29 protein-coding genes and 4 pseudogenes are annotated in these 26,115 nt (G+C 69.4%); 16 read left to right on the top strand and 17 right to left on the bottom strand.

Translation table 11 applies throughout. The features are described 5' to 3' along the window. Window positions 1-7 precede the first annotated feature (7 nt). Window positions 8-904 carry a sucrase ferredoxin gene (locus tag ACFWU3_RS23540; protein WP_384440887.1) on the top strand — a complete coding sequence of 299 codons (897 nt, stop codon included), beginning with the start codon at window positions 8-10 and terminating at the stop codon, window positions 902-904. 119 nt (window positions 905-1,023) lie between these two features. Here ACFWU3_RS23540 and ACFWU3_RS23535 read toward each other — a convergent pair whose 3' ends face one another. Continuing rightward, complete coding sequence (locus tag ACFWU3_RS23535; protein ID WP_384440884.1) at window positions 1,024-1,404, bottom strand: hypothetical protein; 381 nt, start codon at window positions 1,402-1,404, stop codon at window positions 1,024-1,026. Window positions 1,405-1,981: 577 nt separating this feature from the next. Here ACFWU3_RS23535 and ACFWU3_RS23530 point away from each other — a divergent pair. Continuing rightward, entirely contained in the window at window positions 1,982-2,272 is a 291-nt protein-coding gene (locus tag ACFWU3_RS23530; protein WP_384440881.1) for a hypothetical protein, read from the top strand. 142 nt (window positions 2,273-2,414) lie between these two features. Here ACFWU3_RS23530 and ACFWU3_RS23525 read toward each other — a convergent pair whose 3' ends face one another. Continuing rightward, window positions 2,415-2,861: a GNAT family N-acetyltransferase gene (locus ACFWU3_RS23525; protein ID WP_384440878.1), complete on the bottom strand. Its 447-nt coding sequence runs from the start codon at window positions 2,859-2,861 to the stop codon at window positions 2,415-2,417. 451 nt (window positions 2,862-3,312) lie between these two features. Further along, window positions 3,313-4,014, bottom strand: a complete 702-nt coding sequence (locus ACFWU3_RS23520; RefSeq protein WP_384441015.1) for a 2-phosphosulfolactate phosphatase — start codon at window positions 4,012-4,014, stop codon at window positions 3,313-3,315. 127 nt (window positions 4,015-4,141) lie between these two features. Between ACFWU3_RS23520 and ACFWU3_RS23515 the strand changes: the two genes are divergently transcribed. The 3 genes from ACFWU3_RS23515 (at window position 4,142) to ACFWU3_RS23505 (ending at window position 6,901) form a co-directional block, all read left to right on the top strand. Beyond that, window positions 4,142-5,098, top strand: coding sequence for a GlxA family transcriptional regulator (locus ACFWU3_RS23515; RefSeq protein WP_384440875.1), 957 nt, complete (start codon window positions 4,142-4,144; stop codon window positions 5,096-5,098). 107 nt (window positions 5,099-5,205) lie between these two features. Continuing rightward, a complete protein-coding gene (gene gap, locus ACFWU3_RS23510) occupies window positions 5,206-6,204 on the top strand; it encodes a type I glyceraldehyde-3-phosphate dehydrogenase (protein ID WP_384440872.1) in 999 nt (332 codons plus the stop codon). Between the two features lie 235 nt (window positions 6,205-6,439). Next, complete coding sequence (locus ACFWU3_RS23505) at window positions 6,440-6,901, top strand: pyridoxamine 5'-phosphate oxidase family protein (RefSeq protein WP_384440869.1); 462 nt, start codon at window positions 6,440-6,442, stop codon at window positions 6,899-6,901. A 271-nt stretch (window positions 6,902-7,172) separates the two neighbouring features. Here ACFWU3_RS23505 and ACFWU3_RS23500 read toward each other — a convergent pair whose 3' ends face one another. Further along, window positions 7,173-7,892 carry a dienelactone hydrolase family protein gene (locus tag ACFWU3_RS23500; RefSeq protein WP_384440866.1) on the bottom strand — a complete coding sequence of 240 codons (720 nt, stop codon included), beginning with the start codon at window positions 7,890-7,892 and terminating at the stop codon, window positions 7,173-7,175. Window positions 7,893-8,149: 257 nt separating this feature from the next. On the opposite strand from ACFWU3_RS23500, the gene ACFWU3_RS23495 reads away from it, so the two are divergent. Further along, window positions 8,150-8,824 carry a formylglycine-generating enzyme family protein gene (locus tag ACFWU3_RS23495; RefSeq protein ID WP_384440863.1) on the top strand — a complete coding sequence of 225 codons (675 nt, stop codon included), beginning with the start codon at window positions 8,150-8,152 and terminating at the stop codon, window positions 8,822-8,824. A gap of 199 nt (window positions 8,825-9,023) precedes the next feature. Here the strand turns inward: ACFWU3_RS23495 and ACFWU3_RS23490 are convergent, their stop codons facing one another. Continuing rightward, complete coding sequence (locus tag ACFWU3_RS23490) at window positions 9,024-9,617, bottom strand: MBL fold metallo-hydrolase (protein WP_384440860.1); 594 nt, start codon at window positions 9,615-9,617, stop codon at window positions 9,024-9,026. Between the two features lie 82 nt (window positions 9,618-9,699). Between ACFWU3_RS23490 and ACFWU3_RS23485 the strand changes: the two genes are divergently transcribed. Next, window positions 9,700-10,656: a GlxA family transcriptional regulator gene (locus ACFWU3_RS23485; protein WP_384440857.1), complete on the top strand. Its 957-nt coding sequence runs from the start codon at window positions 9,700-9,702 to the stop codon at window positions 10,654-10,656. A gap of 252 nt (window positions 10,657-10,908) precedes the next feature. Here the strand turns inward: ACFWU3_RS23485 and ACFWU3_RS23480 are convergent, their stop codons facing one another. Beyond that, entirely contained in the window at window positions 10,909-11,709 is an 801-nt protein-coding gene (locus ACFWU3_RS23480) for a class I SAM-dependent methyltransferase (protein WP_384440854.1), read from the bottom strand. Between the two features lie 311 nt (window positions 11,710-12,020). Here ACFWU3_RS23480 and ACFWU3_RS23475 point away from each other — a divergent pair, with 311 nt between their 5' ends. Beyond that, a complete protein-coding gene (locus tag ACFWU3_RS23475; protein ID WP_384441012.1) occupies window positions 12,021-13,382 on the top strand; it encodes a phosphatase PAP2 family protein in 1,362 nt (453 codons plus the stop codon). A 219-nt stretch (window positions 13,383-13,601) separates the two neighbouring features. Here the strand turns inward: ACFWU3_RS23475 and ACFWU3_RS23470 are convergent, their stop codons facing one another. Then, window positions 13,602-14,003, bottom strand: coding sequence for a hypothetical protein (locus ACFWU3_RS23470; RefSeq protein WP_384440851.1), 402 nt, complete (start codon window positions 14,001-14,003; stop codon window positions 13,602-13,604). A gap of 204 nt (window positions 14,004-14,207) precedes the next feature. On the opposite strand from ACFWU3_RS23470, the gene ACFWU3_RS23465 reads away from it, so the two are divergent. Then, a complete protein-coding gene (locus tag ACFWU3_RS23465; protein WP_384440848.1) occupies window positions 14,208-14,990 on the top strand; it encodes a hypothetical protein in 783 nt (260 codons plus the stop codon). 24 nt (window positions 14,991-15,014) lie between these two features. Here ACFWU3_RS23465 and ACFWU3_RS23460 read toward each other — a convergent pair whose 3' ends face one another. The 3 genes from ACFWU3_RS23460 to ACFWU3_RS23450 all read right to left on the bottom strand — a co-directional run bounded on the left by ACFWU3_RS23460 (window position 15,015) and on the right by ACFWU3_RS23450 (window position 16,877). Then, window positions 15,015-15,539, bottom strand: a complete 525-nt coding sequence (locus tag ACFWU3_RS23460) for an AAA family ATPase (RefSeq protein WP_384440845.1) — start codon at window positions 15,537-15,539, stop codon at window positions 15,015-15,017. A 90-nt stretch (window positions 15,540-15,629) separates the two neighbouring features. Further along, a complete protein-coding gene (locus ACFWU3_RS23455; protein ID WP_384440842.1) occupies window positions 15,630-16,094 on the bottom strand; it encodes a hypothetical protein in 465 nt (154 codons plus the stop codon). 219 nt (window positions 16,095-16,313) lie between these two features. Beyond that, on the bottom strand, window positions 16,314-16,877 hold the full coding sequence (locus tag ACFWU3_RS23450; protein WP_384440839.1) for a TetR/AcrR family transcriptional regulator: 564 nt from the start codon (window positions 16,875-16,877) through the stop codon (window positions 16,314-16,316). Window positions 16,878-16,965: 88 nt separating this feature from the next. Here ACFWU3_RS23450 and ACFWU3_RS23445 point away from each other — a divergent pair, with 88 nt between their 5' ends. Then, window positions 16,966-17,706, top strand: coding sequence for an SDR family oxidoreductase (locus tag ACFWU3_RS23445; protein ID WP_384440836.1), 741 nt, complete (start codon window positions 16,966-16,968; stop codon window positions 17,704-17,706). A gap of 440 nt (window positions 17,707-18,146) precedes the next feature. Then, window positions 18,147-18,782 (top strand): hypothetical protein, encoded by a 636-nt coding sequence (locus tag ACFWU3_RS23440; RefSeq protein ID WP_384440833.1) that lies wholly within the window; start codon window positions 18,147-18,149, stop codon window positions 18,780-18,782. A gap of 123 nt (window positions 18,783-18,905) precedes the next feature. Here ACFWU3_RS23440 and ACFWU3_RS23435 read toward each other — a convergent pair. Next, window positions 18,906-19,191: pseudogene (locus ACFWU3_RS23435) on the bottom strand (ArsR/SmtB family transcription factor); the annotation flags it as partial. Between the two features lie 40 nt (window positions 19,192-19,231). Here ACFWU3_RS23435 and ACFWU3_RS23430 point away from each other — a divergent pair. Then, window positions 19,232-19,519, top strand: a pseudogene (locus tag ACFWU3_RS23430) (hypothetical protein); the annotation flags it as partial. Window positions 19,520-19,595: 76 nt separating this feature from the next. On the opposite strand, the gene ACFWU3_RS23425 reads toward ACFWU3_RS23430, so the two are convergent. After that, entirely contained in the window at window positions 19,596-21,329 is a 1,734-nt protein-coding gene (locus tag ACFWU3_RS23425) for an immunity 49 family protein (protein ID WP_384441009.1), read from the bottom strand. 210 nt (window positions 21,330-21,539) lie between these two features. Further along, the gene (locus ACFWU3_RS23420) at window positions 21,540-22,190 is read right to left on the bottom strand and encodes a hypothetical protein (RefSeq protein WP_384440830.1); all 651 of its coding nucleotides are present in this window, start codon (window positions 22,188-22,190) and stop codon (window positions 21,540-21,542) included. Window positions 22,191-22,722: 532 nt separating this feature from the next. Between ACFWU3_RS23420 and ACFWU3_RS23415 the strand changes: the two genes are divergently transcribed. Next, a complete protein-coding gene (locus tag ACFWU3_RS23415) occupies window positions 22,723-22,908 on the top strand; it encodes a hypothetical protein (RefSeq protein ID WP_384440827.1) in 186 nt (61 codons plus the stop codon). Between the two features lie 140 nt (window positions 22,909-23,048). Here the strand turns inward: ACFWU3_RS23415 and ACFWU3_RS23410 are convergent, their stop codons facing one another. The 3 genes from ACFWU3_RS23410 to ACFWU3_RS23400 are packed head-to-tail and all read right to left on the bottom strand — an operon-like array spanning window position 23,049 to window position 24,092. Then, window positions 23,049-23,345, bottom strand: a complete 297-nt coding sequence (locus ACFWU3_RS23410; RefSeq protein WP_384440824.1) for a hypothetical protein — start codon at window positions 23,343-23,345, stop codon at window positions 23,049-23,051. A 59-nt stretch (window positions 23,346-23,404) separates the two neighbouring features. Continuing rightward, on the bottom strand, window positions 23,405-23,629 hold the full coding sequence (locus ACFWU3_RS23405; RefSeq protein WP_384441006.1) for a DUF6000 family protein: 225 nt from the start codon (window positions 23,627-23,629) through the stop codon (window positions 23,405-23,407). 58 nt (window positions 23,630-23,687) lie between these two features. Next, the gene (locus ACFWU3_RS23400; protein ID WP_384441003.1) at window positions 23,688-24,092 is read right to left on the bottom strand and encodes a type II toxin-antitoxin system PemK/MazF family toxin; all 405 of its coding nucleotides are present in this window, start codon (window positions 24,090-24,092) and stop codon (window positions 23,688-23,690) included. Between the two features lie 109 nt (window positions 24,093-24,201). Here ACFWU3_RS23400 and ACFWU3_RS23395 point away from each other — a divergent pair. Next, window positions 24,202-24,384 (top strand): annotated as a pseudogene (locus ACFWU3_RS23395) (IS701 family transposase); the annotation flags it as partial. Window positions 24,385-24,521: 137 nt separating this feature from the next. Here the strand turns inward: ACFWU3_RS23395 and ACFWU3_RS23390 are convergent. Next, window positions 24,522-25,256, bottom strand: coding sequence for a MerR family transcriptional regulator (locus ACFWU3_RS23390; RefSeq protein WP_384440821.1), 735 nt, complete (start codon window positions 25,254-25,256; stop codon window positions 24,522-24,524). 75 nt (window positions 25,257-25,331) lie between these two features. On the opposite strand from ACFWU3_RS23390, the gene ACFWU3_RS23385 reads away from it, so the two are divergent. Beyond that, window positions 25,332-25,829: a DUF6194 family protein gene (locus ACFWU3_RS23385; protein ID WP_384441001.1), complete on the top strand. Its 498-nt coding sequence runs from the start codon at window positions 25,332-25,334 to the stop codon at window positions 25,827-25,829. Next, window positions 25,826-25,936: pseudogene (locus ACFWU3_RS23380) on the top strand (IS481 family transposase); the annotation flags it as partial. The gene ACFWU3_RS23385 and the pseudogene ACFWU3_RS23380, both read left to right, overlap by 4 nt. Window positions 25,937-26,115 lie beyond the last annotated feature (179 nt).

The raw sequence follows: 26,115 nt of genomic DNA, 5'->3' as shown, positions 1-26,115 counted from the left end.
CGCAGCGGTGACTCCGCCGGAACGCTTCCTCTGCTCCGACGCCGCCCGGCTGCGCGGCGACTCGTTCGTGGGCACAGCGCCCCACGGGTCTGTCTGGGTCCTCATCGAGTACCGGGGCGCGTGGCCGGCCAACGGCTTCGACGGCCTCCGTCTGGCGCCGGAGGCCAAAGAGGTGGTGTTCACCGCCGCCCAGGCGGCACGCGCACGGGTGCTTCTGGTCAAGCGGCACGGACGCGCCACGCGCGAAGGGCCTGCTCACTGGGCGGTACTGCGCTACGAGAGTTCCGGCGCCCACCGCCAGCAATGGGGCACGTGGAGATGCGACGAGGACTTGGCGGAGATCGTCGAAGCCCTCGGTGCTCCCGGAGAACTCGGCTGTCCGCCCGTCGTCCTCGTCTGCACGCATGGGCGGCACGACACCTGTTGCGCCGTACGAGGCCGGCCCGTGGTGCGCGCCCTGAGCGAACGCTGGCCGAATCTGGTGTGGGAATGCACGCACGTGGGCGGTGACCGGTTCGCCGCCAACGTCGTCATCGCACCCGACGGCGTCTACTACGGCAATCTCGATGCCGATTCGTCTGTCGCAACGGTCGAGGAGCACCTCACCGACCGAATTCACGCCGCACATCTGCGCGGTTACACAGACCTTTTCCCGCCGCAGCAGGCCGCGGTCGCAGCCGCGCTCAGACGCTTCGGCCCAGCAGGCCGCCACGACTACGCGGTCACCGGCACTTCGCGCGATCGGGACTGCTGGCGGATCCACATCACCGGCCGGCCGCCCCACCCGATGGCACTCGACGTCGAGGTGCGTGCGTCCCGCACGCCTCCGCATCAACTGACCTGCCGCGGACCGATGACGAGTTCGGCCATCGCCTACGACGTCACGTCGATGCGCATCGGGTGAGCCCGGACCGTCGAACAGCGGTCGGGCCGGCGGACCTTCGCGACCCGACCGCGATCGCCGACGTCCTGCTGTGTCTCACGGCAGGACGTGCAAACACATGCGGCCGGTGGACCTGCTGCTCAGCGCACGAGGTACAGGGTGAGGGCCCCGCCCGCCTGTGAGACACGGGCGACGTGACCATGGCCACGGGCGGTGGCGTACGCGCCGGTGCCGCCGGTGATGGCGAGGTCGAAGTCGCTGGGTGGGGCGCCGACAGGGATGGTCTGCAGGTGCTGCCACGACACCTGCCCGCGGGGAAGGCTGAAAGTGCCTGTGCAGAGCGTGGTTTGTGCCGCCACGCGGGTGCACACCGCACCCTCGGTGCCGTAACTGACACCGTTGCGAAAGAGGTTCGCGGTGATGATGATCTGGTCGCCGACCCCGGTTCCGGGTGTCCCGTTGTCGACCACCGTGGGCGGTGCGCCCTTCGACGTCAGGCTGATGACCTCCGTGCGCTTCACGTGCCAGCTTCGGTCCGGAGGGTTCGGGTCGTTGGACGCGGAGGCGGAACCCGCGAGAGCTGCGAGCGACACAGCAGTTGCTGCCGCCACGCTCCATCGAGAAATGGAAAGCATATTTTTCCTCGCCTGACGAACGGGGATTATGGGCGGACTCAAGAATTCTCATGGTGTGATGTAGTGTCAATTCTCAAATGCATTGCGACTGTTGGATTCATCCAGGCGGCGGCATCAGCAGCACGCGGAGCGAAAAGGGCCCGCCGCGGGACACCTTCACAAGGGCCTGATTGAGCAGGACTTGCCGGCCGCGTTGTCGCGTGGAGTTCCGGGACGCGTACGACGAAGCCGGTTCTTCGGTGTTTCCCACTTCCCGGAACATGCGGGAGGGCATAGCCCATTGGGAGGCAGGGCGTACTCGTACGGGCGCATCACCCGCGCCGTCTCCCGCTCGTCGTGCTCTCTGCGGTTTGAGTGATCTTCCGTACGTCGTCACGGTTTTCCGGTGTCGGTTCGCCCGGCCCCTGCCCTGTGCAGCCCCGCACGCTGACGGCGTTGGTGGACTCGAACACCGGGAGTTGTCATGCACGAGGGCTACCTCACACAGCGTGACGACGAGTGGATCGTGGGAGTCCACGAACGCGGCCGCCGCGAGGTGGTGGAGACCTTCGCCGACGAGCGCCGGGCCTGTGCGTGGCTCTACGAGCGCCTCACCGACGAGGGGCCGCCGCCTGCCCGGCCCACGGTGGAGGAGAGGGACGAACTGCTGCACGACAGCGCGGGCATCGAACGTCGGGCACAGGAGCAGCTCGACCGGGCGCTCGCGGAAAAGCAGCGCGGAACCCGCCATGACCCATCGGCCGGTGAGCACTGAGCACGTCCGACCTCAGGGGTGCCCTGCCCATGGGCCCGCGCCGGAAGGGCCGCGGCCGGGCTGCCCGGCATCACCCGCGCTGTGGATCGTAGGAGCAGTCGTGTCGGGCGGTGCACGCAGCACAACGACCGGTCTGCGCCGGTCAGTTCAGCGGCTTCCGGTAGTGGATGCGGTCGTACGCGCCCTCCACGCGGCGTTCGACGACCTTATAGCCGTACCGCTCGTACATCTTCTGGTTCTCCCACATCATGGCGTGTGTGAGCAGCCGCACCTCGGGCAGTCCGAGCCGGCGTGCGTGATCCTCGACGAAGGCCAGCAGCCGACGGCCGAGCCCGGTGCCTTGGGCGGAGGGGGCAACGGCGATCGAATGCAGGTAGAGGTGGTCGGCCTCGGGGATCAACACCAGGACGCCGGTCACCGGGTCGCCCGCTACGTAGACCCTGCCCGCCGCGACATCCGCCGCGTGGTCCGCCTGCATCGGGGCCGGTACGAGACCAATCCGTTCGACATAGTGGTGGTAGGCCGCGTCGGTCACAGCCTTCACCTGGGTGATGTCCGCTTCCGCGGCGAGCCGGATGTCGTCGGTCATGCCGACACCCTACGAGCGCGAGGGACCGGATTCACCAGCCGGAGCCCGTCCGGCAGTGTCGCGATCACCGCGGGTCGTGGGGCAGGGTGCACCCATCCCCGGGGCCAAGGTGCTTGACCCACCTCGTTCTCACGGCAGGTCGGCAGGCACTGGCAGTTGTCCGGCGCGGGTCCACGGCGGAACGAACCCACTGGACGCCGGCCCGGGGGAAGATCGCCGACCCGTTCCCAGGCCCGCTCGGTGCGAGGATCGCACCATGCCGGTGCTTCCGGCGGCTACGGCCCTCACGAGCCGGTCGGTCACGTCGTGTTGCGGTGTCGGCATCTGAGCCCCCGGTGATCCTCGATCAGTACGGTATCCGAGCCGGGGGTGGCCCCTGGGGGCGGGAGATCGACCCCGCACGTCTCGGACACCGTGGCCTCATCCCGGTCGAGCGGGAACTCGCCGGCGCTCAGGCCGAAGCCTGGCCGGCCGGCGAAGGCACCGCGCACGGGCGGAGGACCATGAGCGAGTCTTCCGAGGTCGCCACCATGGCAAAGGGGAACCGGTCGAGCTCGAGGCACAGCGCGACGTCGTCAGGATGAACTCCTTGACGCACACCCTCCGCCAGTTCCTTGGCGGCGCGCGATACGCCGGCGCGGCGGAGGAACCCCGCTGCATCGGTCCCGGCTTCGGTGACCCTCCGCGCAATGTACTGAGCGCACGCCAGATCTTCATCGGCATGCCCCTCCTCGCCCGTGACCACGAACGTCACGCTGGTGCACTCGCGTGTCCGCAGGAGCCGAGCCGTTGCCTCGGCCACCACGAAACCGGCGCACAGCACCAGCGACGCCTCCTTGACCGCAAGCGCGCCGACGGTCCCTGCCGTGGTCTTCTGCACGACGGTCCTTCCGCCGAGGTCGAGGGACCGCAGCAGGCCCGGCGAGTTGACGGTGTCGAACCCGGGCGCGGGCGGGCCGTCTTTGAGCGCGACCCAATCCGGGTGGTGGGCCTTGAGCGCCAGGGCTTCGTCCAGCGACTCAGCGAGAACGATCTTTTCCGCCCCTTGGGCAAAGGCCCAAGCCGCCACCGTGAAAGCACGCATGACGTCGATCACGACCGCCACGGACGGAGCTTCGGTCAGGTCGGTGATGCCAAGAAAGCGAGCGTCCATCCGTTCATGATCGCGCATGCCTGATAGGAAGCGCTGGGACAGTGATGCGCGTCATATCGGTGGTCTCGCACGGCGCTGCGGCGAACTGCTCCGCCGGCCGGCGCAGTACGGGACGTAACCTCTTCCCGTGCCAGCCTCCCGCCTGCATCGCGTCGCTGTCCTCGTGCTCGAGGGCGCGAAGCCACTCGATGTCGGAATTCCCGCTCAGGTCTTCACGACTCGCGCGAGCATGCCGTACGAGGTGCGGGTGTGCGGCGCGACACCCGGTCTCGTGGCCGGGGGCGACGGTCTCGCGTACTACGTCGCCCACGGTCTCGACGCGCTTGCGTGGGCCGACATCGTCTTCGTCCCCGGCTACCGGGTCCCGGACCGCGACGACCCGCCGCGGGCCGTCGTCGACGCACTGATCGCCGCCCACGACCGGGGCGCGCGACTCGCCGCCATCTCGACGGGCGCCTTCGCGCTCGCCGCCACGGGCCTGCTCGACGGCAGGCGCGCCACCACGCACTGGCACTACACGCGGGCACTCGCGGTCAGGCATCCGCTCGTCCAGGTCGACGAGAACGTGCTGTTCGTCGACGAGGGGAGCGTGCTCACCTCGGCCGGCGCCGCCTCCGGCATCGACCTGTGCCTGCACATCCTGCGCGGCGACCTCGGAGTGGCCGCGTCCAACCATGCGGCCCGGCGTCTGGTTGCCGCCCCCTACCGCAGCGGCGGCCAGGCTCAGTACGTGCCGCGCAGCGTCCCCGAGCCACTCGGGGAGCGGTTCTCCGCCACCCGCGAGTGGGCGCTGCACCGGCTCGGCGAACCCCTCACCCTCGACACACTGGCGCGGCAGGCCGAGGTCTCGCCGCGTACGTTCTCCCGACGCTTCGTCGAGGAGACCGGCTACACGCCGATGCAGTGGGTGATGCGCGCCCGTCTCGACCTGGCCCGCGAACTGCTCGAGCGTTCGCAGCGCAGCGTCGAACAGATCGCCGCCGACGTCGGTCTCGGCACCGGCGCGAACCTGCGCCTGCACTTCCAGCGCATCCTCGGCACCACACCGAGCGAGTACCGGCGCACCTTCACCCGGGGCGAGTGAACCACGCGGCACCGAGTGGCGGGATCCTTTTGGACCATGGCGATCACGCCACTGTCAGCGGCGCGAGCCGCGGGCGACCCTGGTGGCGAAGGGAAGGGACATCACTCATGACTCGCATCGCCATCAACGGATTCGGCCGCATCGGACGCAATGTGCTGCGCGCACTGCTGGAGCGCGACAGCGCCCTCGAGATCGTCGCCGTCAACGACCTGACCGAGCCCGCCACTCTCGCCCGGCTGCTCGCCTACGACAGCACGGCCGGCCGGCTCGGGCGCCCGGTGACCGTCGACGGGGACACCCTCGTCGTCGACGGCCGTCGGATCAAGGTGCTGGCCGAGCGCGAACCGGCGCAGCTGCCGTGGGCCGAACTCGGCGTCGACATCGTCCTGGAAGCCACCGGCCGCTTCACCTCGGCCAAGGCCGCCCGCGCCCACCTCGACGCCGGCGCGAAGAAGGTACTCGTCAGCGCGCCGTCGGACGGCGCCGACGTCACGCTCGCGTTCGGTGTCAACACCGACGCCTACGACCCGGATGTGCACACAGTCGTCTCGAACGCCTCCTGCACCACCAACGCGCTCGCCCCGCTGGCCAAGGTGCTCGACGACCTCGCCGGTATCGAGCACGGGTTCATGACGACGGTGCACGCCTACACGCAGGAGCAGAACCTTCAGGACGGCCCGCACCGCGACGCCCGTCGCGCCCGGGCCGCCGGCGTCAACATCGTGCCGACCACGACCGGCGCCGCCAAGGCGATCGGCCTGGTGCTGCCGGCGCTCGAGGGCAAGCTGTCCGGCGACTCGATCCGCGTACCGGTACCGGTGGGCTCGATCGTCGAACTCAACACGACCGTCGCCCGCGACGTGACGCGCGACGACGTGCTGGCGGCGTACCGCGCCGCAGCGGAGGGGCCGCTCGCCGGCGTCCTGGAGTACTCCGACGACCCGCTCGTCTCCACCGACATCGTGGGCAATCCCGCCTCGTCGATCTTCGACTCGGCCCTCACCCGCGTCGACGGCCGCCACGTCAAGGTGGTCGCGTGGTACGACAACGAGTGGGGCTTCTCGAACCGTGTGATCGACACGCTCGAGCTCCTCGCCACCCGCTGATCGGACGCCGGGGCGGTACGCCGCCTCCGGCGACCGCGCGGACCCACACGTCATTGAGGGCGCTCCGGTCGACCGGAGCGCCCCGACGCGACAAGTGCGACCGAGCACGTCGATCGGCCGCACCGAGCATCTCGGTGGGTTCGTCTCGAAGCAGAGGCTGAGGGATCATCGGTCGACGGGAGTAGGTCCTGCGCCTCATGCGCGCTGTGGGACCGGCTGGCTAGGGTCGGCTCTCATGCAGACCACGGACAGCGTTTGCCGCCAGGCAGCGGAGCGACGACGCGACACCCTGGACCGACTCGCTGCCGAGCGGGACCTCTGGGTGTCGACCGGACATCCGGATCACGGACCGCACCAGGTACCCCTGTGGTTCCTGTGGGACGGACGGGCTGTGTGGATGTGCACCAGCGGCACTTCCGCGACGGCGCGGAACGTCCGCGAGGAGCCGCGCGTGCGCCTGGCGCTGGCGGACACCTTCGATGTGGTGCTTCTGCAAGGGGAGGCGGAGTGCTTCCCGGATCAGGAGGTCTCCGCGGATTCGGCGGACGCGTTCGCCGCCAAGTTCGGGTGGGACCCGCGCACGGCGGAAGGGCCTCATCTGTACATTCGCGTTGTGCCGAAGACGGTGCGCGCCTGGCGCGGTGAGCCGGAACTGCGGGGGAGGGTCATCATGCGCGACGGGACGTGGCAGGACTGAGGGGTGTCCGGTCTTCCCCGGCGGGCGCACAACGACGGCTGCGGCATCTCGCTTCGTTGTCGGAACGCCGGTATACGCCCAGTACGAGGACGACCCTCCGCGGCTCTGTGGCGAGCTCGAACAAGGCGTTCTGGTGCTGGCATCTCCGATGCTGGATCACGAGCAACTGCCGGTCACCGCCACCGAGGAGGGCCGGAACCCGTCCTCGATGGCGGCATCATGGCCGAACCGGCCACCGCTTACCGGCTGCTGTCGCCGTGGCGGCCCCGCCTCACTTCAGGTGCCGGTCGAAGAACCGGTTCCCGTCCTCCACCTCGAACCACGGGGTGCCGGTGTGCCCGCCCAGATTGGCGTGCAGGGTCTTCTCCTTGGTGCCGAAGGCGTCGAACAGGTCCAGGGCCCGCTGCCGGGGGTTGCCTTCGTCGTCCCACTGCAGCAGGAACAGCAGCGGAATGGTGACCTGACCGGCCTCCTCGCGCTGGGCGCGGGGCACGTAACCCCCGGCGAAGAAGCCGGCGGCCGCGATGCGCGGCTCGACCACCGTCAGCCGAACGCCCAGGGCGGTCCACCCCGAGTACCCGACCGGTCCACCGATCTCGGGCAGGCCAAGAAGGGCGTCCAGGGTGGTCTGCCAATCCGGGACCGCCTGTTCGACCAGCGGACCGACGAGGGACTCGAAGATCTCGTCGACCGGCTCGCCGGCCTGCATCGCCCGGCGGAGTTCGGCGCGGACGTGCTCGTCGGCCGCGGAACGGGGGCGGTCACCGCATCCGGCGGCGTCGATGGTGGCCACCGCGTAGCCGTGCGCCGCGCATTGCCGCGCTCGGGCCACCAGTCGGGCTGCCCCCTTGGGCAGGCCGTTGTTGTGGGCCATCAGGATCAGCGGGGCCGGTGTGGATCCAGGCGTCCACAGGGTGCCGGGGATCTCGCCGAGGGTGAATTCGCGCTCGATGACGCCGTCATCGAGGCCGTGCTCAGAAGTGAAGTCCATGGTCGTGCCCTTTCGGGAGTGCTGCTGAACGGCGCTCCCGGACGACCTGCCTGACGTCCGACCGTGACCCCGGAGGGGAGCACCCATGTCGATACTGCGTTCACGGGTACCACCTCCTCGTTCTGTCGCACGGCCTCCGGCAAGCTAACAGCGGCCGCGGTGGTCCGCCAACGGGTTTTCCGGGTATCCCCGGCCGGTCGGCGACCCCGCCGGACGGCGTGTCAGCCGTCCATGAACACCCCTAGGATCACGTGCTCATGGACGCGCCCGCAGGAAACGAGATGATCGCCGTCCCGGCGGGGCAGATCACGCTGTCGGACCGGCGGACACAGCGCAGTTGTTCGGTCGAGCTCGCGCCGTATCAGCTCGCCGTGTTCTCTACCACCCAGGCGCTGTACGCACAGATCACCGGTCGGCGGCCGAGTTCTGCCGATGGGGAGCGACTGCCCGTGGAGTGCGTTTCCTGGTGGGACGCCGTCCGGTTCTGCAATGCGCTGTCCCGGCGCGATGGGTTCGTACCCGTCTACCGATTCCATCCCGACGGTGAAGGCATCGAGTGGGATGAAGCCGCCGACGGATATCGGCTGCCGACCGAGGCCGAGTGGGAATACGCCTGCCGTGCCGATACGACCGGTCCGCACTACGGGCCGCTCGACGAGATCGCTTGGTACCGGGGCAACTCACACGAGCGCATCCACGAGGTGGGCGGCAAGCGGCCCAACCCGTGGGGCCTTCATGACATGCTCGGCAATGTCTGGAACTGGTGCTGGGACGTCTATGACGCCGAGGTCTACGGCACCTACCGCGTGCTCCGTGGCGGCGGTTGGTTCGACGAACACTGGAGCTGCCGGGCCTCCGCGCGGCGTCGCAGCCATCCGAGCTTCACGGTCGACGACGTGGGGTTCCGCATCGCCCGTTCCGTCGTGCGCTGATCCGCGTCGCAGTCGATGAGTACGTCGATGAGCCGCGGCCCGGCGGCCGGTGGTCGCTGTCACAGAGCACTTCTGACCTGTGACAGCGAACCCGTGACCGATGGTCGTCCACGCTGCCGACCGGGCAGTTCCCACCCGGGCGGTTCCCACCGCCGAAGCGTGGCCGGGCGGAACCACCCGCCCCCACCGGGCAGAACAGCTAGCGGGGCGTGGTGTCGTCGGCCTTGAACGGGCCGCCGTGGCCGGGCACGATCAGGTCGGCGGCGGTGAGCACCCGGATCCGTGAGGCGCGCAGCACCTCACGGTCGGGGGCCACCGGGTCGTCCGCGGGGCCCTCCGAGTGCCACCACAGGTCGCCGGCGAAGGCCACCACGCCTGTCTCCGTGCCGGCCAGCAGGGTGATGTCCTCAGGGCTGTGTCCCGGGGTGCGGATCAGCCGAAGTGACGGGGTCAGTTCGTAGCCCTCCGCATCACGGTTCGTCCACTGGTCACCCAGGTACTCCACCTTGTGGTCGTGCACCCGAGCCCGCCCGAACAGACCCACGTTCATGGTGTTGTCCGGGTGGTGGTGACTGAGCACCACATCGGTGATGTCGTCCGGGCCGAGCCCCAACTCCGCGAGCGGGGCGAGGATGTCGTCGCGGCTCGCCACCATGCCCGGGTCGAAGATCACATGCCGGTCGGCGTCGGATATGTAGGAGACGGTGGCGGCGACTCCGGGGCCGGTGGATCCGACATATCCGGTGGTGAGGATCGTGTACACGGCGCTGCGGCCGAGCGGTGCGTCTGTCATGGCCTCCATCTTTCCCGGCCCGCATGGTGCTCACGAGTGGCACAACTGCCGCTCATCGCAGGATTGGTGCCACACTGCACAGGTGCCTCCCTTCGTGACCGTCGCCGCGTACACCCCGCCCGGAGTCGGCATCCTCGCCGTCGGCATCGTCGCCGAGGTCTTCGGCCCGCACGGCGAGACGCTGCCCGGCTTCGACTTCGCCCTGTGCACCGACCGGCCGGGCCCGGTCCCCACCGACCTCGGCGTGCCGCTCACCGTCACGCACGGCCTGGACCGGCTCGCCTCGGCCGATCTGGTCATCGCCCTTCCCTGGGCGGGATTTCGCACGCCACTCGCTCCCGCGGTGCTCGACGCACTGTCGGCCGCACACGAGCGCGGTTCAACGGTCGCGGCCCACTGCGTCGGCGCTTTCGCGCTCGCCTCCGCCGGACTGCTCGACGGTCGGCGGGCCACCACTCACTGGCGGTTCGCGGAACTGCTCGCCCGCCGCCACCCTGACGTCACCGTCGAACCCGACGCCCTCTACATCGATGAGGGACGCATCGTCACAGGCGCGGGAGCCGCCGCGGGCTTCGATCTCTGCCTGCACCTGCTCAGGCGGGAGTACGGTGCCGCGATGGCCAACGCCGTTGCCCGCGACGTGGTGTTGCCCTCCCATCGCGACGGCGGTCAGGCGCAGTACCTGGCCGCACCCGTTCCCGAAGACTGCGGCGACGAGCGTCTCGCCGAGGTGCTGGCGTGGGCCCGCGAGAACCTGCACGAGCCGCTTCCCGTCGCGGAACTGGCCCGGCGAGCCTTGATGAGCAAACGCTCCTTCGCCCGCCGCTTCACCGCCGCGACCGGCACCACCCCCCACGCCTGGCTACGGAGCCTGCGCCTGAGCAGCGCCGAGGAACTGCTGGAGACCACGGACCTGCCGGTCGAGGAGATAGCCCATCGAGTCGGATACGGAAGTGCGGCCGTCCTGCGCGAACAGTTCGTGCGCCGCCGAGGGGTGCCGCCCCGCTCCTACCGCCGCTCCTTCACGAACATGCCGTGACGCACGAGGCAAGCAGCGAGCCGGCGCCACCCCGCAGGCCGACGCAACTTCTCAGCCCGACCCCACTCGGGTGTGTGTCCGGTGCGATCCGGCCGGCCCCGCTCCTACTCCCGGCCCCGCTCCTACTCCCGGCAGTGGCCCCTCGCCCGCCCGTCGGCGACGCCGTCCGTCCAGCACGGCACGCTCAGCCTGCACGGCACACCCACCGCCCGCACGGCATCCACTGCCCGCACGGCACCCACGGCCGCCAGGTCAGGGCCGTTGCCCCCAGGCCATCATCATGCCGGGCCCGAGTTCGGCGGCCTCGGGTGAGGCCAGGTAGGCGAGGGCGTCGTCGATGACGGCGGAGTCCACCCGCCCGGTCTCCTCCAGCGCGGGTCGCATCCGGTCCCACGTTTCGGACCAGAAACGGGCCAGCGGGCCGCCTGCGACCAGCGGCGGGCAGAAGAGCTCCGCGGCGACGTGCTGGAGGCCCTCCTCCCGCAGGAGGTGCGGGTAGGCCGGGACCGAGGACGTGTCGGTGCCGATGGTCGACCGCAGCGCCTGCCACATGGCGTCCATGGTGCGCCGGTAGGCGGAGGAGGCGTCCAGGGGGTTCGGCATCTCCACCGCGTCAGCAAGGACGAGCCAGCCGCCCGGGTTCAGCCACCCGGCAAGCCGTGAGACGAGCCGGCGACGCTCGGGCAGATGCATGAGGACGAAGCGCGCATGGATCAGGTCGAAGCGGCCCAGGTCCAGGCTCTCGTCCCTGAGGTCGGCGGTGACCAGGCGCACCCGCGGGCCTGCCAGGGTGGCCAGGCCGCTGGTGTCGCGGTCCAGGGCGACCACCTCTGTGGCCCCGGCCTCGTCCCGCAGCCAGCGGACCAGTGTGCCGGTCCCGGCCCCCACGTCCAGGCAGCGGCTGTCCGCCCCCGCGCTCAGAGCGCGCAGGCGGCGTGTGGTGAAGGGGTCGTAGACCAGCGCGGCCGCGTCGATGCGTTCGGCTTCCTCGGGGTGCTCCGGCTCGAACAGGTCCTGTCCGTAACCGCCGCCGGAGCCCGGGGGAGCGGTCACGGCCTGCCGCCTCCCCGCCCCGGCGTCGGGGCCTGTGGTTCGTCTGCTGCCTGTCGGTGCCATGGAGAGTCCTGACGCTTCGAATGCCGCCACGTGAGGTGCGACGGCTTCCTGGCTCGTCGCGGACGGGGCGCACGGGGGGATCGGCAGGGAGGCCGGACTGCCCGTGCCAGAGGCCCGCCGGCACCCCTCCGCTAGCATGATCGAACACATGGGCGATCACCTGATCGCCCGTCCTTCACTAGAAGCACGTGTCATCTAGAGCGAAGGGCGCGATATTCGACCACATTCAACAAATCGGCCAAATCTTGATAATCAGAGCATCGCGAACAGACGGCGGAACGGCATCCGCAGGGCGCCGACCAAGAGCGCTCCTGTGGGCCACAGCAGGGATCGCGACCCTGGCGTTCCTCGTCACGCTGGAGATCGTCGCGCGCGGATACGGTCTGCCGGGCCCGATCACCGATCTGACCCGGGAAGTGGTCTTCGCCCCCGAATCGGGACCGCTGCTGTACGCCGGCCTGGCGCTGACGCTGGTGGTGCTCACCTGGCGCCGGAGGTTGATCGCGGTCGGCGCCGCGGTCGGCATCGACCTCGTCTTCTGGCTGGTGCGCTGGATTGCCGGCGCCTCCATGAACTTCGGCAACGGCGCGCTGTGGGTGATCCTGGGCCTCGCGGTCGTCGCCCTCACACGCCGCACCGGCCCGGAACGCACCCTGCTGCTCAAGGGATCCGGACTGGGCCTGCTGCTCGTCGCCGGGCACAAGACGGGGGACACCTGGCTGGTCATCACCTCCAGGACCCGCCCGACGGTGCTCGACCCGTACGTGGCGATCGCCGACCACGCACTGGGCGACCCCTCGTGGCTGGCAGGCCGGGTGGTCGAGGCCACCGACCCGATCAGCACCCATCTCCTGGGCGCCGTCTACGGTCAGCTCCCGCTCGCCGCCGCCGTCTTCGCGCTCTACCAGCTGCGTCACGTGGCGATCGAACGTCGATTCCCGCAGCACCACCTGGTACGCACCTTCCTGGTCATAGGTTTGCTCGGGCCGGCCATCTACATGATCTTCCCGGTCGTCGGACCGGTCTACGCCTTCGGCCTGGACGGCGGTTCATGGGCGGTGGCCAACCTCTGGCCCCACACGACGCCGCCGATCACCGCCCCCTACCCGGTCCCGTTCGACGGGATCACCCCGCGCAACTGCATGCCCAGCCTGCACACCGCGTGGGCCACCGCGATCTTCGTACACTCCCGCAAGGGCTCACGGCCGATGCGATGGATCGGCGCCTTCTGGTTGATCGGCACACTCACCGCAACCCTGGGATTCGGCTACCACTACGGCGTGGACCTCGTCGCGGGTGTGGTGTTCGCACTCACCATCGACGCGGCGATGCGCTCACTGGGTCGCGGCTGGGAGCCGGCCGCCGTCCGGCTGATCGGCCTCGGCACGACGGTCTTCGCCGCGCTCCTGCTGTCCTACCGCTACCTGCCGATGGAGATGGCCAGGTACCCCTGGGTATGGGGACCGCTTCTCATCCTCGCGATGGCCTCGGTGATCCACACCTATGTGCGGACCACCAGGCGGTGGGACCTGAAGACGTCCCCCGAAGAGCAACAGGAACCGCGACCCGAACTACCACAACCCGCGCAGCCGCAGCCCGAGCTCGTCTGAGGCACGCCGGGGAACCGCGTCCGGCCAAAGGATGGGGGATCCGCGTCCGGCCAAAGGACGGGGAAAGGCCGACGGCCGAACGCGGCTTGACCCTCAGTGTCTTGGTCGCCGGCCTTCCGTTCCACTCGACCGGGCGGTTGTCCAGATGGAGATGCCCGCCTGCCTGGATCTCCGTGCGAGCGCCGGAGCCAACGGCCGAGGCCGGCAGGCGGTCGCCGCTCAGGCCTTGCGTGCGTCGGCGATCCTGTCCAGCTCGCGCATGGCCTCGGAGTGGGCGCTCATCCGACAGCTCAGGCTGCCGCTCGTGAAGAGGGCGACGCCGACGACCGAGACCGGTACGGAGAGCCCGAGCACGGCCAGCGCTTCGGGCCAGTCGCGCTCGTTCTGGCAGTGGTCGCCACGCTGAAGCCCTTCGTTGGCGGTGCCCCGATCGGTGAACAACCGGGACTCGCACTCCGCCGGGTAGTCGTCGCCGGGCTCCTCGTCGACGGAGTAGGGCGTCACCAACAGCACGGCGCACCAGACCCACAACAGTCCGGCCACGGCCAGCAGGCCGATGCCCCAGGCCCGTATTTGGGTCGCCTTCGCGCGGAAGTCCAGGTCGTATTCGCGAGATCGCATGGTCGTGGAACTTAGCAAGCAGGGCGGGACGGCCCCCGGCCAGGGAGAGGAACTGCTGCGCGCAGGCTCAACGGTTCGGTGCCGGCCCCGTCGCTGTCGGGTCCGGGACTGTAGCGCAACTGCACCGGAACCGAGGTGCCTTCACGGATGGACATCTGCGATTCTCCTTGTGATCACGGGAAATGATGACGGAAGGACGCGGGGATGAGCGGTAGCGGGGGCGGGACGCCGAGGAATGCGCGCCGGCTGACCTTCGGGCGTCTCTTCAATCCGATCGCTGTGGGGCGTGCGGTGTTCACACCGTCCCGGCAGGACCGGGTGCACGACCCGGCAGTGAAGAGGGTGCAGGTCCTGCGGACGGTCATCGGCCTGGTCGCCATCACGTGGATGCTCTTGTCGTACGGGCTGGCGTCGGACGCCGACGCCGTGGTGGACGACCGCTTCGGCCAGATCCGTACGACCCTCATTGTGCTTGCGGTGACCTTCCCGGTCGCCGTCGCCGTCTTCATCGCCGCAGCGCGCCCGCCCAACCGGGGCCTGTTCCTGCGCCGCGTCGTCAAGCCCGCCGGAGCGCTGCTCGCGCTGTTCGTCACGCTCGCTGTGCCGAGGCTCATCACGGGACTGGGCTACGTGGACGAGGAAACGGACTGGACGGCATCAGCGGGCCGGGTGGTGTTGCTGTTCGCCCTGGGCGCCTTCCTGCTGTGGCTCGCCCCTTTCGCTCTCTACGGCATCGCGCAGTCCCTCGTGCACGTCTTCCGAACGGCGGACCTCCACGAGACGGTTCCGCCGCTGCTCGCGACGCTGCTCGTGTGGGAAGTGGCGCTCTTCGACGCGTTCCGCGGCGCTTACGGCGGTGTGCCGTTCGGCGTGTGGCTGGCGTTCGTTCTGGGAGCGCCTCTGTCCGTCACCGCCGTTGCGATGTGGGAACTGCGCCGACTGCGCACGCGGCACGGCATCACCCTGCGAGCAGCCCTGCTTCGTTGACCGTCGCGCCGGAGTTCGCTCTCCTCAGTTCTTGACAGCCTCTGCGATCTGCTGGGCGGCTTGGGCGGGTGTGAGGTGGGTGGTGTCGATGACCTCGGCGTCGGTGTGCAGCCATGTGCGCGCCGCCTCGGCGTAGGGCTCGAGATACTGGAGACGGAACGGGGAGTTCGGGCCGAGAACGGTGTCGCCCGCGATGCGCGCGCGGAGAGTCTCCTGGTCGGCATGGAGGACGAAGTGCCGGACCGGAACGGCATGCTGGGCAAGGCCCGAGCTGATTTCTCGCCAGTACTGCTCGACCAGGACGGTCATGGGCATCACCAGGGTGCCGCCGGTGTAGTCGAGGACATGCCGGGCGGTCTCGACCACGAGCGGGCGCCACGGTCGCCAGTGCTGGAAGTTGTCCGTCGTGGGCAGCCCTGGGGTGATGTCCATGAGTGTCTCGCCGACCTTCTCGGCGTCGAGCACGTGTGAGTCCGGGATCAGCTGCCGCACGAGCGCACCGGTCGTCGTCTTGCCCGCGCCATGGGTGCCGTTGAGCCATACGATCATGGGACTCGACGCTAGCGTGCCGCGGGGGGAGGGAACAGGCGCCGCGGGCGATTGAGCCGCGAACGCCTCGGTGCTCGCGTGGAGCCACTGCTAGGGCCCCGGCTCCGGTTCCTCCGAGTCGTACGCGCCCAGCGCCACCTGACGGCTCGCCAGAAGATCGCTGAGGTCCTCAGGGCCCAGACGGTCCTGCGTCAGCTTCACGCAGGCCATCCCTTCCGTCGCGGCCCAGGCCCGCCGAGCCCGTTTGTTGGCGAGTCGTCTGCGATCGCCGCGCAGGAACCCGGCCCCCGCCGCGCAACCGGCGGAGGTGAGGGCCAGCAACGCGGCGGGCACGCGTGCGTCGGCGGCGGCGAGCCCTGCGGCTCCGGCGATGCCTGCGAGCAGGGCCGCAGGGAACCCGAGCGCGATGTCGACCTTGGTCCAGAAGTCCGCCCTGCGGTGCGCGAGAGCCTTCTGTCGCTCGGCTTCCTCGCGCAGCCGCTCGATCTCGCCCCGCAGCCGACGCGAGGGATCGGTATGGGCGCGACGCATGGATCCATCGGTGGTGGTGGCCATGGGTCGATTCCAACACGGCTGTGCTGTAAGGGATTTGGGTTGTTGCGACAGTTCTGGTGGGCCGTGCTGGTGGAGATCCGACGCAACCGGCCGGACGAAGGGGAGGGGTGCTCGGCGCGGCGAGATCTCACCAGCAGTCCGTGCCGAGGTCGGGAGGTGGGCGCTTCGTAAGCGACCGGTCCTGCCGCGCCCGACCTCTTCTGACTCCCTGCACCCGCCCTACCTGGATGCCGGGCCGTCTCGGCGCAATCCGTCGAGGATGACGTTCATGAGCGGCCGTGCCGTTCCCCATTCTTCCTGGTCCAGGCGTCCGAGGTAGGCGATGAGCAGGAGGACTCCGCGGGCGTCGACGTCGGCGCGGATCGAACCAGTCGCTCTACCGGCGTCGAGCAGGCGACCGAGAGCGCCTTCGATCGGGTTGTGGCTATGGGCGACGAGGTCCTGCCACGCCGCCGGCTCAAGGGCTGCCAGCACGCCGCGCTTGATCTCGGCGTAGTCGATCACTCGGTCGAGCCAGAGTCGCAGGGCCTCCACCGGCTCGTGTGCCGCCAGCAGGGCGGAGGCGGCGGTCACGAGTTCCTCGACGTCGAGCCGGTAGACCTCGGCGAGGAGCGCTTCGCGGTTGGGGAAGTTCCGGTAGAGCGTTCCCTGCCCGACGCCGGCCCGCTTGGCGATCTCGTTGAGGTGGACACGATGGTGGGACTCGGCGAGGGCCGCGCGGGCGGCCTCCACGATGCGAGTCCGGTTCTCCACGGCATCCGGACGGCGTGCTGACGCGTTCATGGGCTCCCAATGCTCCATCTGACAAGTGGACACGTGTCCGGTAGGCTGGCTGGTAGCGGACACGTGTCCACTTTACTAGGAGGCAACCGTGCTCCCCCTTCACGACAAAATCGTCGCCATCACCGGAGCGAGCGGCGGCATCGGCGAAGCCACGGCCCGTCTGCTCGCCGAGCGCGGTGCCGCAGTCGTCCTTGCGGCCCGTCGCGGTGAGCGCATCGACGCCGTCGCGCAGGACATCCGAAAGGAGGGAGGCCGGGCTCTCGCATGCGTCGTCGACGTCACCAAAGCCGACGACCTCCGGCGTCTGGTCTCCACCACCGTCGACCGGTACGGCCGCATCGATGTGCTGCTGAACAACGCCGGCATCGCCCCGATCAGCCCGTTGGCCGACCTCGACACCGACGGCTGGTCGGCCATGATCGATGTCAACCTTCGCGGCATGCTCAACGGCGTAGCCGCCGTGTTGCCCGTCTTCCGTGAGCAAGGGGCGGGTCACCTGGTCAGCATCGTCTCCGTCGCCGGCCTGACCGTGTCCCCCTCGATGGCCGTCTACGCCGCGACCAAGAACGCGGTGCGCACTGTCCACGAGGGTCTGCGCACGGAGTCCACCGACGGGGTGGTGCGCACGACGGCGATCTCGCCGGGATACATCCGCACGGATCTCGCCGACTCCATGGGGGACCCCCAACTCCGCGAGCGGACGCGGGAGTACATGGACGCGATGGGAATCCCTCCCGCGGCAGTCGCCCGCGCGGTGGCCTTCGCCATCGAGCAACCCCACGACGTGGAGATCGGCGAGATCAACATCCGCCCCACTGCCCAGGCGTGATGACGCCGACCAGTGCGATGCAGGCCGCCCGCGCCCCTTACGGCCGTACGACCGGGGGCAGTTCGTGGAAGACGCACGACCGATCCGAGGCTGCCCCGCGCTGGTGGGTGAGGACGTTCACCTGACGCATCGCCAACTCGCCCACGACAGCCCGGCCGCCGGGTGAGGGCCCCTGTGCCGGTCCGGCAACCCGGGCAGATCGTGATCCCGCCCCCTGGGCGAACTACGTGAGGTGGGCAGGTACTCTCAGGATCTTCACATCTTGTACGGGGGGTTCCGTCATGCGTAGGTCCGCTGTGGGTTCCGTTGTTCTCGTCTGCGTCACCCTTGGGGGACTCACGTCGTGTTCTTCTCCCGGCGGCGACACGAGGCAGTCGTCGGGTGCCGACGGCAAGCGCGCGACGGCGGCTGCCGCGGCACCGGCGGTCCCGTTTGCCGAGATGAGCGGCCACGACGTGCAGTTGAAGGCGCTCGCGGCGCTGCGGACGGTGAAGTCGGTGCGAGTGACGAGTTCCTTCACGAACGGGCGAGAGCGCACCGAGCTGAAGCTGAACATGGACACCGCGGGCCGGTGCGTCGGCAGTATCAGCAGTACGTTCAACGGCGGGATGCAGATGATCACGACCAAGAACGCGCTCTACATCAAGGGCGACAAGACCTGGTACCGGAAGCAGGTCGGGAAGGGACGGGACCGGCGAATGGTCGACTTCGGGGTCGCCCTCTTCGCCGATCGGTGGGTCAAGACGACGCCCGACGACCCGGCCCTCGCCATCCAGAGCAGCTGCGACATCGCAGAGATGGTCGACTCGTTCCGCGACAGCCCCACCGCCTACAAGGGCGAAGAGAGCACCGTGGACGGGAAGCCATGCATGGTCCTGTTCGCCACGGGGGACGGGGGCGACATCGCGACGTGGCACATCGCGACCCAGGGCAAGCCCTACCTGCTCAAGGCCGTCACGGTGGGCAACAACCCCAGCGAGGTGCACTTTTCCGACTTCGACAAGCCCGTGATCATCAAGGTTCCCGTCGACGCGATCGACGCGTCGCAGTTCTCCAGCCCGAATCGGGCTGCTTGACGGTGCCTCTCGCGACGCGGGCTCTGATCCCCGGTCGGTGTGGCCTCGCTGCGCAGCAGTTCCTCACCCCGGTTGCGCAGTCATCTGCCGGCGGCGCCTCACGAACAGGGCTGATCTGAGCTCTCAGCCCGAACCGGCAACCAGCGCGTCGCCGAGCGGGTGCGCCGGTAGAGCACCGATCGTCCGGACCGGGCGCGGACGAGCAGCCCCGCGCCTCGCAGGATGGCGAGGTAGTCTCCCACCGCGCCGGGTGCCATGGCGAGCTTCGGGCGAGGTGGCTGGTACTGGCCGGGGCGTCCAGCGCCAACAGCAGCCGGGCTCGGGCCCGGCCGACCACAGCGGTCAGCGCGTCCGGTTGGGGGACGGCCGCCTGTTCGCTCCACAGGGCGGCGGTGCCGCGGGCAGGGTAGCGCGAAGCGGACGTGGGCGACCGCGACCGCGGCCAGGTGTACGTCCACGGCATCGTCCGCAACGAATTCCCGGGGGCGCAGGACACGGGCGCGGTGGCGACCACCGTCTGGGCCCTCGTTCACGGCCTGGCATTCCTGCACCTCGACGGCAAGCTCGACAGCTCCACGCCCGATGTGGTCGCAGGGCAGGTCCGCGCCTCGGTGCACGCGCTTTTCGCATGTCGCAGGCAACAACGCGGACGGGCAGGTGACCCGCTAGTGCCGTGGGGCGTTGTGGCCACGGACAGCACGCCTGCGTGCACGGCGCGAAGAGCACATGAGGCGTGACCGAGCGGGACGTCGGAACCCGGCTGCCCGCAGGCGGGTTCCGGCATCCCTGTCACCTGAACACGTGAGCGCCCCCTCAGAAGGGTTCGGCAGCCAGGAGGAGTCGCTGGGGCAGGTAGGGGGACTCGACCCGGATCTCCCAGCCCCGGCGCCGGGCGTGGCACGTCAGGGCGAGGATCTCCAGGTTGATCGTCGCGTCCGCGTCGTCGGCCCGGTCGGCGACCTGGAAGTGATCGCGGTGCGCTTCGAGGGCATCGGCCAGGGCCAGGTTGAAGCTCTCCTCGTCGCCCTCCACCAACTGCGACAGCAGCACGGCCGGACGCGGAAAGAAGCCCCAGCCCTTCGCCTTCTCGGCCTCCTGCAAGGCCCGTTCCGCCGCCTGCTCGGAATCCACGCCCGTCAGGTAGGCGTGAAGTGCCTCCCGATAGGCGGTGTAGGCGGATCCGTCCTTGCCCCCAAATGCGGGGCCGGTGAGGACCAAGGGGGCAAGGTCCTCGCGGACGCCGGTGATCAGGGCGAAGACAGTGGCGTTCTCCCAGCTGCCGGCGCTTGCCTTGTCTCGCGACGCCGGGTAGCGCAGGCTCCGGCCGGCGACGGTCACCTCGACGTCGGTGCCGGGCTCCGCGAGGGCGATGCGGAACAAGGCCGCTCCCAGCTGGGAGGCCATCTGGAGATTGGCGAGTTGAGCGTCTGTGACGTCAGGGGAGTCGCCGGCACGCCATGTGAACAGGAGCTGCTGATAACGCATCGCACTCCCGAGCCTCCCCACGGCGGGGGCCTCACCCTTCTCCGGGGTGAGGGCTTCCCGGGTGTACTGATCGAACAGGGCCTCACTGTCCGGGTTCACCTCCCGGTCGTGTGCCGGGCGCTCGACCACGAGCGGGCCCGCGGCCAGCGCGGCAGCCGCGTCCGGACGCCGGTTGCGGCCGAACCCGCCGACCCTCGGTCCGCGGGACTCGAAACCGGTGACCAGGGCGTGCGGCAGGTAGTGGGTGTCGAGTGCCGGCAGCCGGCCCAGCGTCCGGTACGCGAACGCTGCCAGGCCGAGCGGTACGAGCGGGAGCAGGCTGCTCGGCGAGGCGGTCGAGACGTGAAGGCGGGCGTGCGCGAGCAGAAGGTCGGCGAGTGCGGAGTCGAAGGCGTCAGCGTCCTCGGCGGCCAGGGCGCGCAGCGCTCGCAGCGCCGTGCTGTCCGGCCGGTCGAGCAGAGTCTCGCCACTCTTTTTGGAGTGGGTGCGAATGCGGTCCAACGCGGCGTCGAGGACGGCGAGCTTGGCGTGTGCGCTGGGTGGGTGTTCCTCGTCGTCGCCGGTGTCGTCGAGGATCACGGCCGTCAATCCGGTGATGAGTTCGCCGGCGGGTGTGCCCTGTGCCTGCTCGGCGAACTTCTGCCGGGCGAAGTGGAAGGCCTCACCGTGCCACTTGGCCTTGTCCGTGAGGATCGCCAGGCAGAGCGCGTCGATCCACTCCCCGGGGGTGACACTCTCGGCGGGGGCGTCTTCGCCGGGGTCGTAGCTCATGCCGAAGTTCACGTAGTCGAGAAAGATCTGGAAGGTGCAGTGCGGGTGGTACGCCGCGTAGGCGACGGCGCCGGCCGCGGCTTCGGAGGCGTCCTTGAGCGCGGCCCGAGCTTCCGGGGTGTCGAGGTCAGGTGTCTCGACGGAGAGAGCGCCCAGGTACCCGAGAAACTCGTCGGCGATGGACTGCCATTCGTAGGTACTCATCCGTCCGGCGCGCGACATGGACCGCACTTGCCCACCGATCCGGTTCGTGAAGTCCTCACGCGCTGCCAAAACGGCGGCGCTGCCCACCTGGTGACGCTCTATCCGCACTGCCCTGCTCCTTGATCGAATCGGTGCGGACAGACTAGACAGGAGATCTGACACCCGGCGCTGCCGGGCGCGGGGCAGGCGCGGGAGCAACGGTGCGGCGCAAGGCGTACGAGTCTCGCAAGCACCGTTCCTGTGTGCGTACCGCCAGGTGTCTGCGTACTGCCGGGCGTCGGCGGGCCGTGTGAGGAGTCAGCGGGGTTGGCCGCCGCGCTGTCCACCGCTTGGTGCGCCCCGTCGCCGTCCGCGGCGGGCCTGCGCCGGCGCACGGCGCTGAGGCTCGTCGCCGCCGGTCGGTGTGGGGGAGGAGAACACGGCTGCCACCGGCATCGCCGCGGGCGCGGCAGCAGGGGTCGGTACGTGTCGCGCGGTCTGCTCACCACGCTCCGCCCGCGCCTGATGAGGCTGCTCCGGCGCACGTGCGGCCGGTTGGGCGGTTGGCGGGGGTGCGGGGAGGCCGACGACGCGGGTGTGGGTCATCAGCTTCGCGCAAGCGGCGCACACTTCGGCGAGCTGCCAGACGCAGCCGACGGCCGGGTCGTGGCGCAGCACGAGGACCGTGCTGCCGGAGCAGTGCACGCGCATGCCCTCGTGGGCGGTGCAGCCCTGCGTCCAGCATTGGCAGGCGGCCCGCTCCCGTACGCGGGCGGCTTTGGCGTGGGATGCGGCGTGCAGGGCTGCGAACCGGCGCAGCCCTGCAACGTCCCGTGACTTGGCGGGCATCGTGCATGCCGCGGTCGAGCACGTCACGGTCGCCGTCCGGTCGGCGTGCCCGGTCAGGCGCACGGTCCAGGTACGTCCCGGCGTACGGCCGGTGGTGAGTTCGGTGGGGGTAGTGCTCAACGCGGCCGTCCGTTCGACGAGGTCAGAGATTCGACACTTGATGACTTCCCCGCAACGCGGTCGTCGGCACCTGTCGGAAGCGGCGATTACTCTCCCGTCCGGTGCCACCGCGACAACGGCGCTGGTCCCGTTCCGCCGCACGCGGCAGTCAGTTCGCCGTCAGTCCGGTTCGCCGTGAACCGGAAGCAGGCCAAGGGACATGCGCCCCCGGCCACGAGGGCGGGGTGGGTTGTCTGATGGCCCGCGGCCAGAGCGCTGTGCCGCGGGCAGACTCACTGTGCCAGAACCTGCCTCGTGTCGTCACCCGGCGTCCCGCACGGCAGTACCGGGCACGACGGCGAGCGACGACGGGCCGACGCCCCGGAGAGCGCACGCCCCGCCTGCGAGGCACGCTCTCGCCTCGGCGACCACTGGGCCGCGGTGCCCTGAGAGATCGCGGACAAACGCGGGGCGTCATCCCGGCCTCAGCCGTGTGCCGACCGGCGCTCGGTGGTCAGGCCGGCCACGCAAAGGGTCAGCCATCGGCACTTGCATGGCCAAGAGGCTCTCCCCGCCTGCCGTCATCGCCGACGCCATCGGTAAGGCTGTCTCCGCCCGCCGCCCCAGGACCCGCTACGCCACCGGCTTCGGCGCCCGCCCCCTCATGACCCTGCGCCGCCTCCTGCCCGACCCCGCCTACGACACCCTCATTTCCAGGTCGGTCGGCCTGCCTCGCTGAACCACGCGGGGTGACACCCCCGGTGTCGGACCGTCGCCGAGGATCGTGACAGTCCCCATGCCTGGACCCGGCGGTGATCCTGGGATCGTTCCTCCGGATACGGTCGGCGGCCGTCTGGCCTCCCCTGTGGTGCCCGGGTGCTACGTGCTGGTCAGGATGACGGGGATCACCGGGCCGGAGGGGCCGTGGGGGGTGTAGTTCCGATAGCCGGTGAGGGTACTTGTCTCGGTTCGGGTGAGATCGATTCGGAGATAGTCGGCCCAGATCGCGGTGTCCTCGTCGCCGTCGGCCATGCCGTGCAAGCGTGCGTCGTCGTCCAGGATCCACCTGGCCTCAGGGAGCCCCTGTGCGGTAGCAATGTCAGCGGCCCAGCGCTGAAGGAGGTTGAGAGCGGCTGCCGCCCGCTTTTCGACGCTGTACGTCCTGCTGTCCGTCACGGTTTCGAGGCTACCGGTCCCAGGGACAGGCTCTTGCCGGCGGTGGTGGGATTCCTCGATCACCCGTCACCCCCTATGGGGAGGACGTCATCGGTTCCTTGCCGGGCGGTGCTCTCATTGGCGAAGACGCAGAGTTGGCTGACGGCCTGGCGATAGTTGTCCGGCGTGGTGTGGCGCTCCTTGCGGGGCGGTCCGTCGATCCACTGATGCCAGAGGCCGTCCGTGGTCAGGAATCGGGCTGCTTGATCGGCACGGAGCTTGGCGTCGAGGCGGCAGGTGTCCAGCGTGGATCATCTCGCCCGAGATCGCCCATGCCGTCGCGGGCGTCGGCTCCTTCTCCGTCTACCCGAGTTCACCCCGACGGAGGGCGTCCCTTATCTCGCTGAGCTTCGCGGTCGTTGCCGGGGTCCGCTCCTGTGCTTGTTCAGCGAGTCGGAGGGCATCGTCGATCTCGCTGAGCTTCCTGGAGGACAGGACGCCCGCCCGGTCTATCAGGTCGTCCCGGGACACAGTGGTCAGCCACGTGCACGGCGTGAAGCCTGGACGCGGGAACGCGAGCCGCAGCACGCCTTCGAGCGGCAGCCCTTCACCGGCGCCGACCGTCACTTCGATGCCCAGACCGCTGATGTCGAGGCCCGCCGGAGCGACGACCTGCATCACCTGGAACCCGGACGCGTCGTCTCCTGACAGCAGGACGACCAACCGCCGCTCGTCGAACTGGACCCACCAGACTTCGCCACGTTGCACAAGCCCTCCGATACACAGGACGGCAGGCAGACGCTGCGCGACCTGACGCGGTGTGGAGACGGGTGCGGCCACCGTTGATCATCGGTGTGTGAAGACAAACGATCATGCGGTGGCCGCAGGTCACAGCGTAGACCCTGCCTGCCGGCAGGAGGCGTTCGAGGGCCTGATGAGCCGGAGAGCGGGACGCTTCACACGGGTCGAATCCCGGTGCCGGGCCCGGAAGTTGGTACTCGGCCTGTTGTCGGACCTGCCGCGCAAGAACTCCCGGACCATCCATCCGTGCTGGCGGGGCGTCGCCGGCTTGTCCGGCGGTGCGGGCGAAAGCCAGGGATCGAAAGTCGCCGTCGGCGGCAAGGGCGCGCTGGCCGAGGCCCTCAGACGTGGTCGACGCCCGCTCACTGCCACAGGGCAGGAGGTGCATGACCCGGCTCAAGCGACATGACGGTCGGCGTGACCCGCCATGGGTGTGGATTCGATCACCGCCGCCAGATGCGTTCCTGCTCGCAGAAGGGCGAGCGTGCGTTGGGCAATGGTGTCCAGTCGGGCGTCGAGCGCTGCGAGCGAGTCGCTTACGTCGTTGAGGTCGCGGACTGCGGTGATCGCTCTCCGTACCTCCGGAATGCGGTAGCCGCCGGCTCGTAGGGCAGCGGTGATGCGTGCCTCCCGGATGGCGGTGAGGGTGTACCGCCGTGCTGTTCGCGGTCGCGTGCTGAGTCGATCGGGTGCCACCAGACCGGACTTTTCCCAGAAGCGGAGTGCGGACGCTTTGACTCCGAGGGCTTGCGACAGTTCGGTGATGGTCATGGAGTCGCCCTCTTTTGCTTCGGCGTCGGTCGCGGCCTCGGCCCGGATCGACTCCAGTGCCAAGCGTGCTGCGAGCGCCTGCTCTCGCTCGTTGTCGAGCGTGGTGTAGAAGCGGCAGATCAGTGCTGCTCCCCGGCCTGGCGGATGGAGGCGAATCTCTCGCATCGCCCGTCGAGCTTCTGCCGGTCCCACGGCATGAGCGAGATCGCGGTACGCGCGAAAGGCGTGGACGTGCGTCGTGTCGAACTGCCGATACCCGTTGTGTGCCCTGGCAGCAGTGGGGATCACGCCCAGCGCCTCCAGGTCACGGACCTGCTGTACGGAGTATCCCGACGCTGCGGCGACGGCGGTGGTGTTCATCGGCGACGGCCGTTCCCCAACTCGGTCCACGCGAACCCTCCACTAGCACTTCAAGTACACGCTTGAACCATGAGTATGGAGCAACTCCTTGAGACCGCCCGAGCATTCGACGGGGTACTTGAACTCGCCCCTACCGAGGGCAGCGACTTCCCCGAGATCGCCTGGGGAGACCACTTCTTCTACTACGCGCCTGACGGCCAGGTGCCACAGCGCGAACAGCCCTACGCCACCATCGTCACAAAGAACTACCCGGGCGACAGTGTCTGCGACCTCGACCATCCCGAGCGTTGGCGCCTGAACATCCACGTCGGCACGAAGCTGTTCGTCGAGCTCACAGGTGAGAAGCCCGGCGACGACGCGGCCTCCACCGACTACACCGCCACCGACGCCGTCCTGCCTCACCCGATGTACCGCGCACAAGGTTGGATCTCGATCACCAACCCAGGCCCCGGCACACGCATGTTGGTGGCCCGTCTTCTGCACCAGGCGCACGAAGACGCCAAGCGACGGGCGGAGCGCCGCAGTGCACACCAAGCAGCAGATGGCGACGTGGATCCAGTCGGTGACCGGTGACGCACCACAACGCGCCGCTCTCGGCCGAAGGCCGACGCAGGCTGGTCGAGCGGTGCCGCACCCGCCCCATCGCGCACGTCGCAGCAGAGATGGGCATCTCGCGATCGAAGCTGCCTTCTTCCCCGAGGACGAGGCCTGAGAGCGAACCACGTACGGTTCGCCTGCCTTCCGCACCATGACGGTGTCGCCGATCGCCATGCCGGCGGCGGTTGGCGAGCGGGGCGTGCCAGTTCAGGCAGGATTCATTTTGTCGATGATCTTCCGGAGACTGGAAGGCACTGTCGGG

This window comes from Streptomyces sp. NPDC058685, from assembly GCF_042714725.1.
In the GTDB taxonomy this organism is placed as follows: domain Bacteria; phylum Actinomycetota; class Actinomycetes; order Streptomycetales; family Streptomycetaceae; genus Streptomyces.
The sequence above is the reverse complement of the archived record's forward strand: the minus strand, read 5'-3'. Positions and strand labels throughout refer to the sequence as shown.

Coding starts and splice junctions, on each gene's coding strand:
- ACFWU3_RS23530 (WP_384440881.1), top strand. CDS start 1,982: ATGCACGAGGGCTACCTCACACAGCGTGACGACGAGTGGATCGTGGGA.
- ACFWU3_RS23525 (WP_384440878.1), bottom strand. CDS start 2,861: ATGACCGACGACATCCGGCTCGCCGCGGAAGCGGACATCACCCAGGTG.
- ACFWU3_RS23520 (WP_384441015.1), bottom strand. CDS start 4,014: ATGGACGCTCGCTTTCTTGGCATCACCGACCTGACCGAAGCTCCGTCC.
- gap (WP_384440872.1), top strand. CDS start 5,206: ATGACTCGCATCGCCATCAACGGATTCGGCCGCATCGGACGCAATGTG.
- ACFWU3_RS23505 (WP_384440869.1), top strand. CDS start 6,440: ATGCAGACCACGGACAGCGTTTGCCGCCAGGCAGCGGAGCGACGACGC.
- ACFWU3_RS23500 (WP_384440866.1), bottom strand. CDS start 7,892: ATGGACTTCACTTCTGAGCACGGCCTCGATGACGGCGTCATCGAGCGC.
- ACFWU3_RS23495 (WP_384440863.1), top strand. CDS start 8,150: ATGGACGCGCCCGCAGGAAACGAGATGATCGCCGTCCCGGCGGGGCAG.
- ACFWU3_RS23490 (WP_384440860.1), bottom strand. CDS start 9,617: ATGACAGACGCACCGCTCGGCCGCAGCGCCGTGTACACGATCCTCACC.
- ACFWU3_RS23470 (WP_384440851.1), bottom strand. CDS start 14,003: ATGCGATCTCGCGAATACGACCTGGACTTCCGCGCGAAGGCGACCCAA.
- ACFWU3_RS23465 (WP_384440848.1), top strand. CDS start 14,208: ATGAGCGGTAGCGGGGGCGGGACGCCGAGGAATGCGCGCCGGCTGACC.
- ACFWU3_RS23460 (WP_384440845.1), bottom strand. CDS start 15,539: ATGATCGTATGGCTCAACGGCACCCATGGCGCGGGCAAGACGACGACC.
- ACFWU3_RS23455 (WP_384440842.1), bottom strand. CDS start 16,094: ATGGCCACCACCACCGATGGATCCATGCGTCGCGCCCATACCGATCCC.
- ACFWU3_RS23450 (WP_384440839.1), bottom strand. CDS start 16,877: ATGAACGCGTCAGCACGCCGTCCGGATGCCGTGGAGAACCGGACTCGC.
- ACFWU3_RS23440 (WP_384440833.1), top strand. CDS start 18,147: ATGAGCGGCCACGACGTGCAGTTGAAGGCGCTCGCGGCGCTGCGGACG.
- ACFWU3_RS23415 (WP_384440827.1), top strand. CDS start 22,723: ATGGCCAAGAGGCTCTCCCCGCCTGCCGTCATCGCCGACGCCATCGGT.
- ACFWU3_RS23390 (WP_384440821.1), bottom strand. CDS start 25,256: ATGAACACCACCGCCGTCGCCGCAGCGTCGGGATACTCCGTACAGCAG.
- ACFWU3_RS23385 (WP_384441001.1), top strand. CDS start 25,332: ATGGAGCAACTCCTTGAGACCGCCCGAGCATTCGACGGGGTACTTGAA.